The organism is Nocardia sp. NPDC004573 (assembly GCF_053602135.1).
On sequence record NZ_JBSGDA010000013.1, the window covers coordinates 63,483 to 84,020 of the forward strand.

The following is a 20,538-nucleotide window of genomic DNA, read 5'->3' on the forward strand; positions in this document are numbered from 1 at the left end:
ACGGAGTGGACCCTGTGAACCCCGGAGGCGCCATGCGAGTAATCCAGTGCGACGAGCGCGGAGCGGTCCGTTGAGCACGGCGACGGCGACGGACGAAGCGCCGCCGCGGCCCGCCGATCCGGCCCCGGCGCGGGGTCGGCAGTCGCTCGCGGTGCGGCAGATCGTCTCGGGTATCGGCGAGGCGGCGCTCGCGGCGATCGTCGCCGCCGTGGTGGCCGCCGTCGGGCTCGTCGCGTTCTCGCTGGTGCAGTGGCCCGCCTTCAACTCCTCCAACGTGACGCGCGCGCTCACCACCGTGGGGCAGGTCGGCGCGGCGGTCCTGCTCGCCGTCGCGATCGCGCTGCTGCGCCTGCACAAGTGGCCCTGGGTCGCGAAACTGCTGTCCTGGGTCGGTCTTTCGACGTTCGTCACGTTCACGCTCGGCATGCCGCTGGCGGCGACGAAGCTGTATCTGTTCGGCGTCTCCGTGGATCAGGAGTTCCGCACCGAGTTCCTCACCAGGCTCACCGATTCCGCCGCGCTGCGCGATATGACGTACGCGGATCTGCCGTCGTTCTATCCCGCCGGCTGGTTCTGGATCGGCGGGCGAATGGGGAATCTGCTCGGGCTGGACGGCTGGGAAGTATTCAAGCCGTACGCGATCGGCTTCCTGGCGGTGGCCGCGGTCGTCGCGCTGGTGCTCTGGTCGCAGCTGATCCGCGCGGACTGGGCGGTGGGCGTCACGGCGGCGAGCACGGCGGTCACCCTGGCTTACGCCGCGCCCGAGGCGTACAGCGCCGTCATCGTGCTGCTGCTGCCGCCCGCACTGGTGCTCGCATGGGGCGCGCTCTACCGTCCGCTGGAGGACGTGCGGAAGGCGGCGGGCGCCGAGCAGCGCACCGCAGGCGGGTGGGGCGCGGTCGTCGGGGCCGGGCTGTTCCTCGGCTGGGCGGCCACGTTCTACACCCTCTACTTCCTGGTGGCTGCCTTCGCGGTCGCCTTGATGGGTCTGCTGGCAGCTTTCCTGGCGGTGCGGGCGCGGCGCGGCGGCGACCATCCGCGGCGCGCTCACACGGCGACGGACGCGAGCCGCCCCGCTTGGCGCGCGGCGGTGCCACCGCTGGTCCGGCTCGTGGTGATCGCGGTCATCGCCGGGCTGGTCGCGCTCATCGTGTGGGCGCCATACCTGGCGAAGGCGCTGCGCGGCACGACCGCGAGCTCCGGAACCGCCTTGCACTACCTGCCGGAGTCGGGAGCGGAGCTGCCCCTGCCGATGTTCCAGTTCTCGCTGCTGGGAGCCCTGTGCCTGCTGGGCACGATCTGGCTGGTGCTACGCGGCGCGTCGTCGCGGCGCGCGCAGGCACTGGGCATCGGGGTGGCGGCGATCTACCTGTGGACGCTGCTGTCCATGGTGGCGACCGCCGCGGGCACCACGCTGCTGTCGTTCCGGCTGGAGCCGGTGCTGCTGGTGCTGCTGTCGGTCGCGGGAGCGTTCGGGTTCGTGGAGGGGGCGCGGGCGATCTACCAGGCGTTGAACGAGCCCGCCCGGTTCCGGCTCGTGGCGATCGTCGTCGCGACGATCGGTGCGCTGGCGTTCGCCCAGGACATCCCGCATGTCCTGACGCCGGAAATCACCACCGCGTACACGGACACCGACGGTGACGGAAATCGGGCCGACAAACGGGCCGCCTCGGCGGTGTCGCACTACCGCAAGGTGGACGAGGCGCTCATCGCGCAGACCGGGCGGCCGCGCTCGGAGACGGTGGTGCTCACCGCCGACACCAGCTTCCTTTCCTTCTATCCCTATTTCGGCTTCCAGGCGCTCACCTCGCACTACGCAAACCCGCTCGCCGATTTCGCGGGCCGCGCGGAAACCATCAAGAGCTGGAGCAAACTGAAGACGTCGCAGGAGTTGCTCGACGCGCTGGCGGCAAGCCCGTGGCGCGCGCCGGACGCGTTCCTGTTCCGGCGCAACGGCGACGCCTACACCTTGCGGCTGGCCGAGGACGTCTATCCGAACGACCCGAACGTGGCGCGCTACTCGGTCACCTTCCCCGAGGAACTGTTCGACGACCCGCGTTTCACCACCACGAACATCGGTCCGTTCGCGCTGGTCACCGTCCACCGCTGACATCGCGGCGGTTGAACTCGCGCGAAGTGGATACCCCTCTCGTTTGTCGGTCCACGCGCGGCGTGGTGGGTACGGAGGGCGCTGTCGAGGAGTGATGCGCGGGTGACACGAGCACAGGACGTCGAGACCGGCTCGGGGACGGAATCGACGTCGGTCGCGGTCGCGACGGAGGAAGCGACGGCGGCGGGGGTGCTCGCTGGTCCCGCGCGTGCCCGGTGGCTTCCCCGGTTCCGGGCCGGTGGCGCCGATCTGCTCGCCGGAGTCGGTTACCTGACGCTGGCCGCGGTGGTGCTGTCGGGTCAGTGGCGCGACACCGACAGCGGATACCTGGTCAAGAGCGGTCAGGACCAGACGATGTGGGAATGGTTCTTCGCCGTCACCGCGCACTCGGTGGAGACCATGCGCAACCCGCTCGGCACCGACCTGCAGAACTTCCCCGCCGGGGTGAACATGATGGCCAACACGGCCATGTTCGGCGTCGGCGTGCCGCTGACGCCGGTCACCCTGCTGTTCGGGCCCACCGTCACCTTCGTGCTCGTGCTCACCGCCGGTCTGGGCGGGACGGCATTCGCCTGGTATCGCCTGTTCGCCCGCGAGCTCGTCCGGTCCCGGGCCGCGGCGGTACTCGGCGGCCTGTTCTGTGGTTTCGCGCCCGGGATGATCTCGCACGCCAACGCGCACCCGAACTTCGTCGTGCTGCTGTTGCTTCCGATCATCGCGGGACGACTGATCCGGATGGCGCGGCGAGCGGCCGCGGCGGAACCGGAACGGCCGCGCGGGCGGGCGCGCGACGCCGTCGTGCTCGGCCTGCTGGTCGCCATGCAGATCGCGCTCGGCGAGGAACCGCTGTTGATCTTCGCTCTCGCATTCGCGCTGTTCGCGTCGGTCTACTATTTGCACACGCCGCGCGTCGCACTGCGCGTGACGCGTGCGCTCGCCCCCACCCTCGTGCTGGCCGCGGTGATCACACTGGCGCTGGCCGAGATCCCGCTGTGGTGGCAATTCTTCGGACCGCAGAGCTACCGGTCGATCGACCACGGCCCGATGGGCAACGACCTGCGAGCGCTGGTGCAATTCCCGTCCGAATCGCTGGGCGGCGTGTTCGCTCCCGGGCAGAACGTGGCGATCAACCCGACCGAGCAGAACGCGTACTTCGGCTGGCCGCTGCTGCTCTTGGTGGTGTGCACCGTGGGACTGCTGGGGCGCGACCGGGTGGTGCGGGCCGCGGGCGCGGTGATCGCGGTCTTCGGAGTGCTGTCGCTGGGCGCGGTCGCCACGATCGGCAAGCGGCCGACCGGCGTCGAACTGCCGTGGCGCTGGGCCGAACACGTTCCGCTGCTGAACACGGTGCTGGAGAGCCGACTCAGCATGGCCGCGATCCCGGCCATCGCGGTCGTGCTCGCTTCGGCCACCGAACGCGCGGTGACGACCTGGACGCAGTCGGCGGTGGACTGGAAGCCGCTCGCGTGGTTCGGCGCGGTCGCGTGTGCCCTGCTGCCGCTGATCCCGACCATCCTGCCGGTCGTCGAGCGGACGCCGACACCGGATTTCTTCGCCGACGGCGCCGTCCGCCGCTACGTCGGCGACGGTTCGGTGGTCCTGGTGCCGCCACCCCGGCCGCCCGACGCGCGGGCGCTGCGCTGGCAGGCCGAGGCCGGATTCTCCTTCCCGCTGGCCGGTGGTTACTTCGTGGGGCCGACCGGTGCGACCAAGAAAGGGATCTACGGCCCCGAGGCCCGCCCGACCGCCACGCTGCTGGTGCAGGCGCAGGACACGGGGGTGGTTCCGTCGATCGACGCGGGCGTGCGCGCTCGCGGGCTGGACGACTTGCGATTCTGGCGCGCCGACGTCCTGGTGCTGCCCGCGACGAAGAACGGCGAGGTGCTGCGGGAAACCGTCACGCAGCTGTTGGGATTCACGCCGACGCGGGTCGAGGACGTCTGGTTGTGGGACGTTCATACGCTGCGCTCGTCGGGGGCAGTCGGGATCACACCGGACGGTAGCTAGCATCAACCACCGTGCGACCGGACCGATCTTCTCGAGCGTTCACCCGTATCCGCTTGATCGCCCTCCTCTCCGGGCTTCTCGGATTCCTGCTGGCCTTGCTGACCCCGATCCTGCCGGTGCGGCAGGATCGAGCGAGCCTGGACTGGCCCCAGTCCGGCGCCGCGAGCGTGGCCGCGCCGCTGGTGTCCTACGAGCCGCTGCGGTTGCGTGCGACGCTGCCCTGCGCGCTGGCGCGCGAGCTCGCAGCCGGGGGCACGGTGCTGTCCACCGTCCCGGTCGCGTCGGGCCAGGCGACGACCAAGGGGCTGGTGGTCTCGGTCGCCGACGGCGCGCTCTCGGTGGTGCTGCGGGACATTCCGTTGCTGTCCGCGCCACTGGCCGAGGTCGGGTCCTGCGCGACGATCGGCATCGAGTCCGGCGCCGCCGCGACGACCGTGGAACTCACCGGCGTGAACCGCGAGGACGGCACGCCGTTCCGGACCACGATCGGCCGGGACATCCGGCCGCAGCTGGTCGGCGTGTTCACCGACCTGGGCGCCGATCGGCTCGCCGGAGCGCAGGTGCACGCGGACATCGACTCGCGTTTCTCCTCCACGCCGACGCCGCTGAAGCTGGCCGCCATGATCGCCGCCGCCGTGTTCACGCTGATCGCGCTCGTCGCACTACATCTGCTGGACACCGCAGACGGGCGCACACCGCGACGTTTCCTGCCCGCGCACTGGTGGCGGGTCACCCCCGCGGACGGCGTCGTGCTCGGCACGTTGGCGCTGTGGCATGTCATCGGGGCGAACACCTCCGACGACGGCTACATCCTGAACATGGCGCGCGCCTCCGAGCACGCGGGGTACATGGCGAACTACTACCGCTGGTTCGCGGTCCCGGAGGCTCCGTTCGGGTGGTCCTACGAGGTGCTGGCGTGGATGGCCCGGATCTCCGACGCCAGCCTGTGGATGCGTCTGCCCACACTGCTGGCCGGGGTCGTCTGCTGGCTGGTGATCAGCCGGGAGGTGTTGCCGCGCCTCGGCGCACGGGTGCGGCGCAACAAGGTGGCGCTGTGGACGGCGGGGCTGGTGTTCCTCGCGTTCTGGCTGCCCTACGACAACGGTCTGCGCCCCGAGCCGCTGATCGCGGCGGGCGCGCTGCTCACCTGGTGCTCGATCGAACGCGCCATCGCGACCGGACGGCTGCTGCCCGCCGCGGCGGCCGTGCTCATCGCCGCCTTCTCACTCGCGGCGGGCCCCACCGGCCTGATCTGCATCGCGGCGCTGATCGCAGGGTCACGACCGGTGCTGCTGATCATCGTCAAACGCGCGCGCGGGGCGGTCCCGGTCCGAACCGGGCCCGACGCGGACGCGGCCGCCGCCGGTTCCCCGGAAGCCGCGGCCGCGGTGAACGCTCCCGCGAAGGTGCGCGAACCGTCCCGGGCGGGCGCGGTATTCCGGTTCGCCGCGCTGCTCGCCCCCGGCCTGGCCGCGGGCACGCTGGTGCTGGTGGTGATCTTCGCCGACCAGACCCTCGCGACCGTGCTGGAAGCGACCCGGGTCCGCACCATCGTCGGCCCGAACGTCGCGTGGTTCGACGAGCGCACCCGGTGGGACTCGCTGCTCATGCTCTCGCCGGACGGATCGCTCGCGCGGCGGTTCGGCGTCCTGGTGATGTTGCTGTGCCTGCTCGTCTGTGTGCTGCAAGTGCTGCGGAAAGGCCGGATCCCCGGCACCTCGCGCGGACCGTCGGTGCGCATTCTCGGCATCGTGTTCGCGTCGCTGTTCCTGATGATGTTCACCCCCACCAAGTGGACGCACCACTTCGGCGTGTACGCCGGATTGGCCGGATCGCTTGCCGCGCTCGCGGCGGTCGCGGTGGGCACCACGGGAATCCGCTCGACGCGTAATCGCGCGCTGTTCGCCGCCGCCGTGCTGTTCCTGCTCGCCGTGACCTTCACCGGCTCCAACGGGTGGTGGTACGTGTCCAGTTACGGTGTCCCGTGGTGGGACAAGGCGCCGCTGATCGCGGGGAAGGGACTGTCCACGCTGTTCCTCGGACTCAGTGGCGTGGCGCTGCTGGTCGCCATCTGGCAGCACTACCGGGAGCCGTATCGGCGCGACAGCGCCGCGGGGCCACGTCGATTCGATCGGTGGGCGTCGGCGCCGCTGACCGTGGCGGCGGCGCTGCTGGTGATCTTCGAGGTCGCCTCGCTCGCCAAGGCCGCGGCCACGCAGTACCCCGCGTACTCCATCACCAAGTCGAACGTGCAATCCGTCGGCGGGGACTCGTGCGCGCTGGCGAACGAGGTGCTGGTGGAGACCGACACCGCCGATTCACTGCTGCAACCCTTCACCGGGTCGGTCGCGGACGGATTGGCCGCGAAGAACAAGGGATTCACGCCGAACGGAGTGGCGCGCGACCTGACCGCCGACGCCGAGGAGACGGTCACCGGCGGCGCGAACTCGGTCGACAAGGACTCCGAGAACAAGACCACCAAGACGACCGGCGCGGGCACCGGAGGCGGCACCACCGAACAGGCGGGCGCCAACGGCAGCACCGTCGCGCTGCCGTTCGGCCTCGACCCGGCGAAGACCCCGGTGCTGGGCAGCTACCAGGAGGGCGAGCAGCGGCAGGCCGAGCTCACCACGCAGTGGTACCGGCTCGACCTGACCGACAGCATGCGCCACGACCCCGCCTACCAGGTGCTCGCGATCACCGCGGCGGGCCGGATCCGGTCGGTGGACGACGACGGTGTGCTCACCTACGGACAGGAACTGCACCTGGAGTACGGCGTCCGCGGCCCGGACGGCGAAGTGCGCACCCTCGGCTCGATCGATCCGCTGGACATCGGCCCCGCACCGTCCTGGCGCAACCTGCGGGTGCCGCTGGACCGGCTGCCCGGCGAAGTGAACGCGGTGCGACTGGTCGCGGTGGACAACGACATCACGCCCAAGCAGTGGCTGGCCGTCACCCCGCCCCGGCTGCCCAAGCTCGCCACGCTGAATTCCGTCGTCGGATCCACGGACCCGGTGCTGCTCGACTGGCACGTCGGCCTGGCTTTCCCGTGCCAGCGGCCGTTCGACCACAAGGACGGCGTCGCCGAGATCCCGCGCTGGCGCATCCTGCCAGACCGGGTCGGCTCCGACGCCTCCAACGCCTGGCAGGATGACATCGGCGGCGGTCCCCTCGGCTGGACCGGCCTGCTGCTGAAGTCCCAGACCGTCCCCGCCTACCTCGACCACGACTGGTCCCGCGATTGGGGCTCCCTCGAGCGCTTCACGCCATATGACCCCACCGCGGTTCCGGCCACCATCCACATCACTCCCCAAACCCGCACGGGCCTCGACACCGACGATCCCATCCGCGTCCGGTGACCTCGCCGTGGGGCGCAGCGGTGCGAGGATGTGCCGACACCGAGAACACCTGTGCACGACCGCAACGCGTCTCGGCGTGGTTCCTGGCGGGCGAACCGCGGGCGCGGAACGTCGGAAAGTTCCACCACCCGCTGTCCACGAGCGGCATACGGTGGGGCCGCTCGCGCTTCTCGACAGCGGTGTGTCCTCGCGGGCTATGGGGTGAGAACGAGGCGGCCGCGGAGACCGCCGGCGGCCAGGCGTTTGTGGGCGGCTTCGACGGAGGTGAGGGGAAGGGTTTCGGCTACGCGGAGGGTGAGTTCGCCCGCGTCGACGTGGGCGACGAGTCGGTCGAGTTGTCGCCGGTCGGCGCGGACGAGGACCGTGTGTACGGTGATGCCGCGCAACGGGATCGGCGTGTTCGGGACGCTGACCGATACGAACCGCCCGCCGCCGCGCACCGCCGCGAGCGTCGCGGGGCCGAGCGCGGCCGCGTCCAAGGCGGCGTCGACTCCGCCGGGGACGAGGGCGCGGACGGCGTCCGGCAGGGACGCCTGCCGCGGAACGAAATCGGTGGCGCCCAATGCGCGGACCGTGTCCTCGTCAGCGGGCGAGGCCGACGCGATCACCCGGATACCACGCGCCGCCGCGAGTTCGACGGCGAAGCCGCCGACCGCGCCCGCCGCGCCGGTCACCAGCAGGGTGTCGGTGGACGCGAGGCCCAGCGCGTCGAGGGCCTGCACCGCGGTGAGGCCGTTGAGCGGGATGGTGGCCGCTCGCACCGGGGACACGGAAACCGGAGCGGGCGCGACGTTCCCGGATTCGAGGACCACATAGTCGGCCTGCGCGCCGAACGAGACGTCGAGCCGATCGCTGATGCCGATCACCGCCTGCCCCACCGTGAACTCCGTGACGCCCGCGCCGAGCGCGTCCACCGTGCCCGCGACGTCCCAGCCGACGCCCCACTGGTCGCGCGGCGCGGCGAACGGCGTGCCGCCGACGCCCGCGCGCACCATCAGGTCGACCGGATTCACCGTCGCCGCCGCGACCGTGATGCGAATCGTGCCCGGACCTGGTTGCGGCTTCGGCACTTCCACGATCTCCACCACGGCTTCCGGTCCCGGCCGGCGGACAACTACTGCTCGCATGACATTCCTCCCTTTCGGCTGCGCCCAATCTACGAAGAACTACTATCTACTGGGTAGTAGTTACCCGAAGGTGCGTTAGAGGTGGCGAGGTATCCAGATGGCGACGAAGACCGCGGCGCAACACCGTGAGCTGGCCAAACAGCATTACGACGCCTACATCGCCGAGTGTCCGACCCGGCAACTGCTGGACCGGATCAGCGACAAATGGGTGAGCCTGATCCTGGCCGCGCTAGCCGACGGCCCCCGACGCTACGCCGAACTGAACCGGATCATCGCGGGCGTGAGCCCCAAGATGCTCACCCAGACACTGCGCGGACTCGAACGCGACGGCTTGCTGAAACGGCGCGTCACAGCGGAAGTGCCGGTCCGAGTCGATTACGAACTCACCCCGCTCGGTCACAGCCTCCAGCCGGTCATGAGCGCCGTCAAAGCGTGGGCGGAGGCGCGCATGGACGACGTCCTCGCCGCGCGGGCGCACTATGACAGCACCCGGCAGTAAACCGGTTGTCCGGTATGGAAATGTGCTCCCACCTGTGGTTAAACATCGGAAGACGAATCAGGTCGATGGCCTTAATCTGATTGCCATGACAACGGCATTCGATGATATGGATCTGCGCGATCTTGTCGGACTGCTCAGCGAAGAGGAACAACGGGAGCTGCGGCCTGCGGTGCTGCGCGTGCTCGGCCGCCTCCCTTCGCAAGAGGTGCTCCGGCGCGAGCTCGGTCTTCGATTGAAGGTCTGAGCGCCCGGTTTCGCACCGGCGAAAACGGCAGGGCCGCCGCGCAGGATTCGCCTGCGCGGCGGCCCTCTGTCTGGGTGGCTATCCCCTGGCCGACTCGCGGACGCCGAGAAGGCGAGTGCGACGGCCCGGGCCGCCACGCAGGATCAGCGCCTACGCGGCGGCCCGGGTTCCGATGGTCGACCTGATCAGAACACCCGCATGCTGCCCGGGGACCAGAAGCCGGAGCGGGTTGCGGTGCCGGTGACCAGCTCGGCCGGGACGGCGTTGCGGTCGTACTGGTCGTAGCGCTCCAGGGAGCCCCAGTCCCGCGCCCAGTCGTCCTTCAGGTAGGTGGGCACGGTGGTCGACTTCGCCAGCATCTGCGCGAAGCCGAGCGGACCGCCGAACTCCTCGGCCTGCCAGGTGTTCGTCGAGCTGATGGCCAGCGGACGGTCCGGCAGGATGCGGTAGCCGGGCACCTCGGCCACGCCGTTGCGGTGGTCGAACGGACGCTGGCACGGGAACTGCAGGCCCACCGCCCAGTCCAGCAGGATCGGCTGCTGGGAGCCGAGCAGGCTGTTGAGCGTCTGCAGCTTCGGCATCCGCGGCGGCGTGAACGCCAGCCACTGGTCCCCGATCAGGATCGGGTCGTTGGCGACGATGCGCACCGCGTCGGCGTCGGGCGCGATCTCGTCCAGCGGCACCCGCAGATTGCGCCAGGACGGGAACGGGCCGATGTCGCGCGGCAGGTAGGTGCCGAGCTTCTGCACGCTGCCGTCGGGCTGCCGCTTGCCGTAGTCGACGGTCAGCGACTGGCCGTACTTCATCGCGCCGGTGTCGTCGAAGGAAAGGATGCGACCGGCGGCCGAGATCACCACCAGCGGCTTGTCCGCCGAACGGGCCGGCAGCTGATACCAGCTCGAGGTGACGTTCGCCGGCTGCTGCACACCGTTCTGATAGCTGCCGAGGATCGGCGTGGTCGCCGGGTCCAGGCCGAACGGAAGGGCGACGGTGGAGCCGTTGACGCCGCGCGCGCCCTGACCGCCGCCGGTGCCCGCGCTCTGCCCCTCCGCGAACGCCGCGCCGACCGACTGGGTCGAGGTGTTACCGGTGCCCGGCTTCACCTCGACGCTGTCGGCGGACAGGTCGTTGGGCACGCCGTTCGGATCGAAACCGACCGGGTCGACGCCGGCCAAGGGGTCGGACGGATCGGTCGGCGGGTGCGCCGGATCCACGATCGGCTCCAGCTTGCCGCCGTTCGGGTCCGGCTCGACCAGCACGTCGTTGGCCAGGCCGCAGGTGCTGCCGCCGAGCGCGTCGACGTTCGACCGGGCCAGCGAGTACGCCGGGTACTGCGAGACCGCGCCCTTCACCAGCGACAGCACCTCGAGCGCGACCATCAGCGCGGCGACCACGGTCAGCGGGATCGCGGCGAACCGGCGGATCCGCCTGCCGCGCGCCGTCTTCGCCGACGGTTGCGGCTCGGTGTAATCCTCCCGCAGCGCGTACCAGCCGACCAGCGCCAGCGCCAACCCGAACAGGACGAGCATGAGCGTGTTCGACTGGTAGCCGTGCAGCGAGATCCGCTTGTCGAACCACGGCACGCCGAAGCTGGACACGTACCAGTAGCCGTTGATGCCCGAGAACGCGACCGCGAGCACGAACAGCAACCCGGCCAGGAAGATCGCCCGGTTCTTGCGGGCCCGCAGGGCGCTCGCCGAGACCGCGACGGCCGTGACCGCCGCCAGCGAACCCGCGATGCCCGCGTACGCGCCGAAGTGGTGGGTCCACTTCGTCGGGTTGAACATCATGAAGAAGATCGTGCCGAAGACCACGCCCATCAGCCGCCAGGTCGGTCCGCTGGCGATGCCGGGCACCCGCCTGCGCCGCAGCAGCACGAGCATGGTGGTGAACAGGCACAGCAGCATCACCAGGAAGGCGAAGCGGCGCGAGAGCGAACCGTCGACGGTCTCCACGAACAGGTAGTAGTAACGCAGGTAGTCCTCGTACCAGGCCAGGTTCGGCCCGGTCACCTGACGCACCCGGTTGGCCTCCTGGATGCCCGCGAAGGTCTGGTCGGTGTAGACGGCAGTCAGCACGAGCACGCCCGCCGCGGCGATCGGGGCGAGCAGCGGCAGCGTCGAACCCCACCGCCCGGCGCCGAGCGCGGCGAACTGCCGGTGCTTGCGCACCACGATGCGCACCATCGGGCGGATACCAGCCAGCAGCGCCGCCACACACATCAGGCCGGTGGGCGCCGCGGCCAAGGTGAACGCCGCGACCAGGATGGACACCGCGGCAGGCAGCAGCCGTCCGGTCGCGATGGCCCGCTCGATCGACACCCAGGTCAGCAGCGCCCCGAGGGCGACGATCGGCTCGGAACGCAGGCCGTTGTCGAACGGCAGCCAGAACGCAAGGAACACCAGTCCGCCGGTCCACAGCGCCACTTTGCTGGTGCGCACTCCGCGGCCCAGGCGGGGCACCACCTCGCGGCTGATCACCAGCCAGCACAGGATCGCGCAGGCCAGCGCGGGCAACCGGACCCAAGGACTGGCGGTGGAGATCTCCGAGAAGACCTGGATCACGTAGTAGTACCAGCCGAACGGCGCCTCCGGCACGCCGTACCAGCGGAAGTAGTTGGCCATGTAGCCCGCGTGCGGAGCGACCCGCACCATGCTGAGGATGTAGCCGTCGTCGGAGGTGTTCGCGCCCGCGAAGTGCCACAGCAGCAGCGTGCCGACCACCGCGCCGTCGGCCCAGGTCGGCTTCAGCCAGTTCGCGGGCAGGAACCGGCGGTGCCCCCGCCCGTCACTGCTGTCGAGCCGCGCCAGCGCCGCGAGGGCGATCAGTGTGCACAGCACCGCCGCGACCATCGCGATCAGCTTGATCGCGGTCGGGCTGGAGGAGAAGCGGGTGTCCACCGTCATGTCGAACGACAACCCCGCGGGCGCCGCGCCCTTGAGGTCGGAGAACACGCCGACCACCTGGGGCCGCAGGTCACCGCTCAGCTGCCCCTCCACCGGCACGGTGGCCGACTCGGTCACCCCGGGCGCCGCGCCCTCGACCGGCCGCTCCACCTGCCTGGTGAGCCCGTTGAACACCGCGTAGGTGCGTTCGCTGTCGGAGCTGATACTCAGCGACGTGCACTCGCCCATCCGGCTGCGGTCGGCCGACACCACCACCGCATTGCGGTCGATGACGTCCACCGAGGTTTCCGACACCCGCACGAACATGGCCTCCAGCGCGGCCCGATCGCCTTGCGGCGGCGCGGTGGCCAGCAGCATGCCGCCGCGCTCGGGCAACTGGGCGATCGTCTCGCACGGGATCGTCGCCGTCAGATCGATCGGGACCTGCGACATCAGCGGCGCCTGCACATTGCCGAGCGTCCCGCTCTGCGGCCACTTCAGCACCGCGGTGGTCTGCGCGACCGGCAGGAAGGGGGTCGCCAGCGCGAACAGCGCGCCGAGCAACCCGGCGACCAGTGCGATGAGCCGGGCAGTCCGGAAATCGTTCGGGGTCACCACCGGGGCGGCGGGGGGTTTCGTCAGAACAGCGGTTGCGGCGTCGGGCACGGTTGGCAATGCTAGCTGGCCCCCCCGCCTGTCCGGGTCTTTAGGCCGTGCTAGTCGGGCATCGCGGGATTTGCGTTCAGGTCCCGCGTCAGGTGCCGCTCAGCTTCTGGGCGTTCCCGGCGAGTTGCCCATGTGCTGACGAAGAAGGTCATCCATATCCGACCCCGGGCACTCAAAAGCACCCGTATGACGCGACAGCCTACGAAGGGATGGAAAGGTGGGTGTATGACCAAGGTGAATCTCTCGACGAACTATGGATCGATCGTGCTCGAACTGGACGATCAGAAAGCGCCGAACACGGTGCGCAACTTCGTGGACTACGTGAACGCGGGCCACTACAACGGCACGATCTTCCACCGCGTCATCCCCGGCTTCATGATCCAGGGCGGCGGCTTCGAGCCCGGGCTGCGCCAGAAGGGCACGAAGGACCCGATCCAGAACGAAGCGAACAACGGCCTGAAGAACGACAAGTACACCGTCGCGATGGCCCGCACCAACGACCCGCACTCGGCCACCGCGCAGTTCTTCATCAACGTCGCCGACAACGCCTTCCTCAACCACTCCGCGCCCAACCCGGCCGGCTGGGGTTACGCCGTCTTCGGCAAGGTGACCGAAGGCACCGACGTGGTCGACAAGATCGCGGGTGTCGCCACCTCCTCGGCCGGCATGCATCAGGACGTTCCGGTCGATGACGTCGTCATCGAATCCGTCAGCCTCGCCTGACAGTTCGGCGCGCACGACGCGAATCGGGCCGCGCCCCAAGGGGGCGCGGCCCGATCCTGTTCCCGGGTGCTACAGCGGCAGCAGGTGATGCTTGCGCGGACTGCGGGGAAGAGCCTTGTCCCGCAACAACTGCAGCGCGCGACGGATCTCCAGCCGGGTCGCCGCCGGCTCGATGACCGCGTCGACGTAGCCGCGCTCGGCGGCCACCCACGGCGTCGCCACGGTGGCGTTGTAGAAGTCGATCATCTGCTGGCGAATCGCGGCGCGCTGGTCCTCGGGCGCGGCGTCGATCTGCTTGGCTCCGATCAAGCTGACCGCGCTCTCGGCGCCCATGACGGCGATGCGCGCGGTGGGCCAGGCCAGGTTCACGTCGGCACCCAGCTGCTTGGAGCCCATCACGGCATAACCGCCGCCGTAGGACTTGCGGATCACCACGGTGACCTTCGGCACCGACGCCTCGACGTAGGAGAACAGGAACCGTCCACCGCGCTTGATGACGCCGATCTTCTCCTGCTCCACACCGGGCAGGAAGCCGGGCGTGTCGACGACGAACACCAGCGGGATCTCGAACGCGTCGCACAGGCGCACGAAATGCGCGGCCTTGTCCGAGGCGCGGGCGTCCAACGCGCCCGCGTACACCATCGGCTGGTTGGCGACCACGCCGACACTGCGCCCGTCCACCCGGGCGAAGCCGGTGATGACGTTGCGGCCCGCCGACGCGCCGAACTCGTGGAACGCGCCGTCGTCGAAGATGCGCAGCAGGATCTCGTGCATGTCGTACCCGGCGTTGTCGGCGTCCGGGACGATCGAATTCAGTTCCAGGTCGCTGTCGGTGATCTCCGGCTCCAGACCGGGGTTCACGATCGGCGAGGGCTCCTGGCAACTGGTCGGCAGGTAGCTCAGGTAATCGCGCACCCATTCGAACGCGGCCGCCTCGTCCTTGGCCACGTGGTGGATGTTGCCGTATTCCGCCTGACTGCGCGCCCCGCCGAGTTCCTCGAGACTCACGTCCTCGCCGGTGACCTCGCGGATCACCTTCGGGCCGGTGACGAACATGTACGCCTCTTCGGTCGCCACCACCACGTCGGTGTTGATCGGGGCGTAGACGGCGCCGCCCGCGCACTTGCCGAGGATCATCGAGATCTGCGGCACCAGGCCGGACAGCGGCTCCTGGCGCCGGCCCAGCTCGGCGTACCAGGCCAGCGAGGTCACCGCCTCCTGCACGCGCGCGCCACCGGAGTCGTTGATGCCGACCACCGGGCAGCCGACCTTGGCCGCGTACTCCAGGATCCCGGCGACCTTGCGGCCGAACATCTCACCGACCGAACCGCCGTAGACGGTCTGGTCGTGCGAGAACACCGCGACGGGCCTGCCATCGACCAGGCCGTGCCCGGTGACGACGCCGTCGCCGTAGAGCGCGGCGGAATCACCCGGCTTGCGGACCAGCGCACCGATCTCCACGAAGGTTCCCGGATCCAGCAGCATGTTGATCCGGTCGCGGGCGCTGGGGATGCCTTTCTTCGCCCGCTTGGCCACCCCCGCTTCACCCGCCGGCTCCTGCGCTAATTCCAGCCGCTTGCGCAGGTCGGCGAGTTTTTCGGCAGTCGTGCTCACTTGGCCCCTTTCGCCTCGATCGCGGCGAGCTTCGCGGCCAGGTCGGCTCCGATCTTCCCGATCCGCGGTTCGTCGATGATCTGCAGGTGGTCGCCGGCGATGTGGACGACCTCCAGATTCGGAATGTATTCGTCCCAGCCGCCGTTCGGCACCCGGTCGGCGAAACGTGGCTCGAGCTCGATCATTCCGTCGTGATAGCGATCGGCGAGGTAGAGCACGGCGTTGCCGTCGTAGTGCGAGGGGCGGGTCCGGGCGAGATGGCGGCTGTCGATCCACGAGGTGCGCTGGTGTTCGAGCACACCACCGGGAATCTTGGTGCCGCTGATCTTGATCAGGTCGCTGATCATCTTGAACTGCTCGTCGTCGGAGGCCGCGGCGAGCGTCTCCAGCTGTTCCCGATCCAGTTCCCCGTCGACGCCATAGGTCTTCTTGGCGAAGGCCTGATAACGCTCGATCCGGCGCACCCGCTCCTCGGGGCTGTTGTCCTCGCCCTGCGTCGGGATGGCCAGGTCGATCAGGCCGACCATGCGCACGTCCGCGCCTTCGGCGCGCAGCAACTGCGCGGTCTGGATGGCCAGTACCGCGCCCAGCGACCAGCCGTACAGCACGAACGGGCCGTCACCCTGCATTTTGCGCAGCTCGGGCAGGTACTGGCGAGCCCGCTCCTCGATCGAGCCGTCGACCCGTTCGAAGCCGTACATCGGCGTCTCGGCGGGCAGCCGCTTCAACAGCGGCTCGTACACCAGCGTGTTGCCACCCGAGGGATGGAACACGAACACCGGCACGGCGTTCGACCCCTCAGCGCGCGGCCGCAGCGGACGGACGAAGCCGTCCACGTCCGCGCCGCTGTCCTGCAGAGTGCGGACGATGTCGGCGAGCTGCTCGATGGTCTCGCAGTCGAGCACGTCGTCCACGGTGACCTCGGCCTTGACCCGCTCGGTCAGGCGCGCGGCCAGCTTCTCCGCGGTGTCCTCGTCGAGGATCGGCAGCGTGTTGAAGATCCCTCCGGCCGACTTACCGGTGACCACCGCCCAGGTGGCGAAGGTCAGGCGCTCGGCGGCGTCCCGCGGCGGGACGTCGTCCTCGTCGGCCGACGACTGCGCACCGCCGAAGACGGCCGCGGGCGTGGCCGGTGCGGTCTGGGCGACCGGTTCCGCGGCGGGCTCGGCGGCAGTGGTTTCCGGCGCGGCGTCCGGCTTCGTGGGCGCGACGCCCGCGACAGCGGCGACCGGGTCGCCTCCGGTGGCCAGGGCCTGGCGAGCGGTGGCGATGAAATCGGCGTCGACAGCCAGTTCACCCGTGCCGCCCGCCGCCTTGTCGGCGGCCTGCTGATCGGCCATCGCCTGCACCTCGTCGCGGTGCTCGATCGCGTACCGCAGCACCTTGCCGACCTCGTGCAGGCTGGCGTCCCGGACGGCCTGCACCTGCAGCTGCGGGATGTCGAACTCGTATTCGACCCGGTTCTTGATGCGCATCGCCATAAGCGAGTCCAAACCGAGTTCCATCAGCGGGATCTCCATCGGAAGATCCTCGACCGCGTAACCCATGGATTCCGCGACGATCAGCGCGAGCCGCTCCTCGACGGTCTGCGTGCCGTCGGGATCCCACCGGTCACCGAAGGTTTCCACGACCTCGAGATCGGCATCGCTGCGCGGCTGCGCGGCCGCCGCCGGGACGGGCTCGGCCGCAGCGGGTTCCGGCAGCAGGGCGCCGGAGGTCACCACGGCATCGAACACGAGGCGGAAAACGGTGCCTTCCTTCGCATGGACCTGCACCGAAGCGCCGCCGGGATGCGGGGTGAGCGTGGTGGTGAGCGTGCCCGCCGCCGGGATCGGCGCGTGCGGGATCGCCGCGCCCAGCGACACGTCGCGCAGCACCTGCGCCGCCGCGGCGCGCACCAGTCCGGCGAGATCGGTCACCGACGACGCCTGCACCTCCCAGACGTGCCTGCCGTCCGGCAGTGCGACGTGCGCACCGGGAACCCGGCCGTTGCCGCCCGCGGCCAGCCGCACCTTCGGCCAGTACTCCTTGCGAACGAACGTCGTGCGCGGAACGTCGGCGTAGTCGCCCGGGCCGAGCAGCGAGAACAGATCGACCTTGTGGCCGTGCACGTAGAGCTGTGCGAGCGCGGCGATCACACCCGCGGACTCGTCCTCCTTGCGCTTGAGCGTCGGGATGAGCTGCGCGTCGTGCACGCCCGCGGCGAAGGTGGTGCCCAGCACCTGCATCAACGCGACGGAATTCGGCGCCAGCTCCAGGAATGTGGTGTGGCCCGCGTCCACCGCGAGCTTCACCGCGTTGGTGAAGTACACGCTGTGGCGCATGTTCTTGACCCAGTAGTCCTCGTCGTGGATCGGGTCGCTGCCCGCACGGAAGAACTCTTCGGCGTGCACCGTCGAGTACAGGCCGGTCTTCAGCTTGGTGGGCTCGATACCGGCCAATTCCGCGGCCAGCTCGCCGAGCAGCGGATCCATTTGCGAGGTGTGGCCCGCGCCGCGGGTCTGTAGCACGCGGGCGAACTTGCCCGCCGCCTCCACCTGCGCGACGATCGCCGCCACCTGATCCTGCGGGCCGCCGATCACCGTGTTGGTCGGCGCCGCGTACACCGCGACCTCCACGTCCGGGTAGTCCGGCAGCAGGTTCGCGACGTCCTCGGCGCTGTACTCGATGAGCGCCATATTGCGCACGTCGTCGTCGCTGATCATCTGCTCGCCCTCGCCCATCAGGCGAGAACGGGCGCAGATCACGCGCACCGCGTCCTCGAGCGAGAGGCCACCGGCGATGTACGCGCCCGCGACCTCACCCATCGAATGGCCCACCACCGCTTCGGGTTCCGCGCCGTGCGCGCGCAGCAGCGCGGCCAGGCCGACCTGGATGGTGAAGATGCCGACCTGCGAGGTGCCGACGTTGTAGTCCTGGCTGTCGTCCAGGAACAGCTCGCGCACCGAGTATCCGGCCTCGTCCTGCACCAGTTCGTCGACCTCGTCGACGGCGGCTGCGAAGATCGAATTCTCCAGGTAGAGCTGCTTGCCCATCTTGCGGTGCTGCGCGCCGAAACCGGCGAGCACCCACATCGGACCCATGGCCGCGGGCGCGTCGGCGGTGAAGACGCCCGGACCGGGCTTGCCCGCCGCGATGGCGCGCAGCCCGGCGATCGCCTCCTCGTGCGTCTTGGCCAGCACCACACCGCGCGAACGCCAATGGCTGCGCTTGGCCAGTGCCCGCGCCACATCGGCGAGCGGCGTCTTCGCGCCAGCCTCGGACTCCAGCCAGTCGGCCAGTTCGGCGGCGGCCCGGCGGCGCCGGGAGGGCAGGTAACCCGACACGGGCAGAATCTGCGGCAGCGGCTCGGTGCGCTCGGCGGTCCACTCGACGGCGGGCGCGGCGGCTTCGGCCGCCACCTCGGCCGCGGCGGCCAGGGCATCGGAGGCCGCGGCGGCATCGGCGGTCTCGTCCAGCGCTTCCTCGTCGAACTGGGTCTCGAGCTCGGAGAACGGAGCCTGGCTGTCGGCCGCGTCGGCGGCGGTCGGCGTGTACTCCTGGACGACGATGTGCGCGTTCGTGCCGCCGAAACCGAAGCCGGAGATGCCGATGGTGGCCTTGCCGCTGTAGCGGGGGAACTCCGTCGGCTCGTCGACGATCTTCAGGTGCGCCTGGTCCCACGGGATGTACGGGTTCGGCCCGGCGTAGTTGATGTTCGGCGGAATGACGTTGTGCTGCAACGACATGACCACCTTCGCCAGGCTCGCCGCACCGGCGCCGGACTCCAGGTGACCGAAGTTGGTCTTGGCAGAACCGAGCAGCGCCGGCTTGTCGGCTTCCCGACCGCGGCCGACCACCCGGCCGAGCGCGTCCGCCTCGATCGGGTCGCCGATCAGGGTGCCGGTGCCGTGCGCCTCGATGTAGTCCACCGACGACGGCGCGATGCCCGCGTCCCGGTAGGCGCGGCGCAGCACCTCGGCCTGCGCGTCGGGGTTCGGGGCGAGCAGGCCGTTGGACCGGCCGTCGTTGTTGACCGCCGAGCCCTTGATCACGGCGTAGATCGTGTCGCCGTCGCGCTCGGCGTCCGCCAGGCGCTTCAGCACCACCAGACCGCCGCCCTCGGACCGGACCATGCCGTCGGCGTCACTGGAGAACGCCTTGATGTGCCCGTCCTTGGCGACGCCGCCGTTGGCGTCGAAACCGAGCGTGGCCATCGGCGCGAGCAGCATGTTCACGCCGCCGGCCAGTGCCAGGTCGGCATCGCCGTTGCGCAGCGCCTGCACCGCCTCGTGCACCGCGACCAGCGTCGAGGAGCACGCGGTGTCGACGGCCACCGACGGACCGCGGAAGTCGAAGAAATAGGAGACCCGGTTCGGGATGATCGACGTGACGCTGCCCATGATCGCGTAGGCCTCGGCCGACACCGGCACGTTCGGGTCGCGCTCGCTACCCAGCCCGAGCGCCGCGAGCAGCATGAAGTCGTTGCCCGACGAGCCGATGAACACGCCGACCGGCTCGCCCTTGAGCTCGCTGGCCGGAATCCTGGCGTGCTCCAATGCCTCCCAGGTCAGCTCCATCATCAGGCGCTGCTGCGGATCGACCCGCTCGACCTCGACCGGCGACATGGCGAAGAACTCGGCGTCGAAGCCCTTGACGACGTCCTGATCCAGGTAGCCGCCCTTGGTGTTGGCGTTCTCGATCGCCTCGGCCAGCTGGGGCTCCTCCAGGAACTCCGACCACCGTCCTTCGGGCCGTTCCCGGATGCCGTCACCGCGGCCGATCAGGAACTCCCACGTCGACTCGGGGGTGTCACCGGCGCCGGGCAGCCGGGTCGACAGACCGACGATCGCGATGTCGTGCGCCTCACCCGGCCGGTAGCCCGCGGTGTAGAACGCGTCGTCGGCGGAATCCTCCGGCACGTCCGGCTCGCCGTTGATGATCCGCTCGGCCAGCGCGGCGATGGTCGGATGCTGGTACACGATCGTCGCGTTCAGCATCACGCCGGTCAGTTCCTCGATGTCCCCACCGAGGGCGATGGCGTCACGCGAGGCGAGCCCGAACTCCTCCATCGGCCGGTCCACGGTGATCTGCTCGATCGGTTGCCCGGTCGCCTCGGAGACCCAGCGCCGCAGCCACTCACGCAGCTCCGCCACCGACATGTCGGTCTGCGCGCCGCCCTTCGCGGATTCGGCCGGGGCCGCCGCGTCGGCGACGGTCTCCGCGGGCGGGGTGTCGGTCGTCTGGGTGGGCGTGCCCTCGTTGTCAGCCATCAATTCCTCAAGCTACCTGTCTGCGTACCGGGCGTACCGTGAAATGACGCCC

General features: G+C 69.9%; 10 protein-coding genes. 6 read left to right on the forward strand and 4 right to left on the reverse strand.

The window, feature by feature from the left end; all coding sequences use genetic code 11:
- Positions 1–151 precede the first annotated feature (151 nt).
- The 3 genes from ACWEKR_RS20945 (at position 152) to ACWEKR_RS20955 (ending at position 7,476) form a co-directional block, all read left to right on the forward strand.
- Positions 152–2,110 carry a galactan 5-O-arabinofuranosyltransferase gene (locus ACWEKR_RS20945; protein ID WP_452355977.1) on the forward strand — a complete coding sequence of 653 codons (1,959 nt, stop codon included), beginning with the start codon at positions 152–154 and terminating at the stop codon, positions 2,108–2,110.
- Positions 2,111–2,212: 102 nt separating this feature from the next.
- The gene (locus ACWEKR_RS20950; protein ID WP_452355881.1) at positions 2,213–4,117 is read left to right on the forward strand and encodes a glycosyl transferase; all 1,905 of its coding nucleotides are present in this window, start codon (positions 2,213–2,215) and stop codon (positions 4,115–4,117) included.
- Positions 4,118–4,128: 11 nt separating this feature from the next.
- The gene (locus tag ACWEKR_RS20955) at positions 4,129–7,476 is read left to right on the forward strand and encodes an arabinosyltransferase domain-containing protein (RefSeq protein WP_452355882.1); all 3,348 of its coding nucleotides are present in this window, start codon (positions 4,129–4,131) and stop codon (positions 7,474–7,476) included.
- Between the two features lie 194 nt (positions 7,477–7,670).
- On the opposite strand, the gene ACWEKR_RS20960 is transcribed toward ACWEKR_RS20955, so the two are convergent.
- Positions 7,671–8,603 (reverse strand): NADP-dependent oxidoreductase, encoded by a 933-nt coding sequence (locus ACWEKR_RS20960; RefSeq protein ID WP_452355883.1) that lies wholly within the window; start codon positions 8,601–8,603, stop codon positions 7,671–7,673.
- A gap of 97 nt (positions 8,604–8,700) precedes the next feature.
- Here ACWEKR_RS20960 and ACWEKR_RS20965 point away from each other — a divergent pair, with 97 nt between their 5' ends.
- Positions 8,701–9,102, forward strand: coding sequence for a winged helix-turn-helix transcriptional regulator (locus ACWEKR_RS20965; protein ID WP_195085002.1), 402 nt, complete (start codon positions 8,701–8,703; stop codon positions 9,100–9,102).
- An 85-nt stretch (positions 9,103–9,187) separates the two neighbouring features.
- Positions 9,188–9,346, forward strand: coding sequence for a hypothetical protein (locus ACWEKR_RS20970; protein ID WP_169334478.1), 159 nt, complete (start codon positions 9,188–9,190; stop codon positions 9,344–9,346).
- A 185-nt stretch (positions 9,347–9,531) separates the two neighbouring features.
- Here ACWEKR_RS20970 and ACWEKR_RS20975 read toward each other — a convergent pair whose 3' ends face one another.
- Entirely contained in the window at positions 9,532–12,897 is a 3,366-nt protein-coding gene (locus ACWEKR_RS20975; protein ID WP_452355884.1) for an arabinosyltransferase domain-containing protein, read from the reverse strand.
- Between the two features lie 225 nt (positions 12,898–13,122).
- On the opposite strand from ACWEKR_RS20975, the gene ACWEKR_RS20980 reads away from it, so the two are divergent.
- Positions 13,123–13,620, forward strand: coding sequence for a peptidylprolyl isomerase (locus ACWEKR_RS20980; RefSeq protein WP_452355885.1), 498 nt, complete (start codon positions 13,123–13,125; stop codon positions 13,618–13,620).
- 69 nt (positions 13,621–13,689) lie between these two features.
- Here the strand turns inward: ACWEKR_RS20980 and ACWEKR_RS20985 are convergent, their stop codons facing one another.
- Together ACWEKR_RS20985 and pks13 are read right to left on the reverse strand one after the other, a co-directional pair.
- Positions 13,690–15,234, reverse strand: a complete 1,545-nt coding sequence (locus tag ACWEKR_RS20985; RefSeq protein WP_452355886.1) for an acyl-CoA carboxylase subunit beta — start codon at positions 15,232–15,234, stop codon at positions 13,690–13,692.
- Positions 15,231–20,486, reverse strand: a complete 5,256-nt coding sequence (pks13, locus tag ACWEKR_RS20990) for a polyketide synthase Pks13 (protein ID WP_452355887.1) — start codon at positions 20,484–20,486, stop codon at positions 15,231–15,233. The genes ACWEKR_RS20985 and pks13 overlap by 4 nt, the downstream gene beginning before the upstream one ends.
- Positions 20,487–20,538 lie beyond the last annotated feature (52 nt).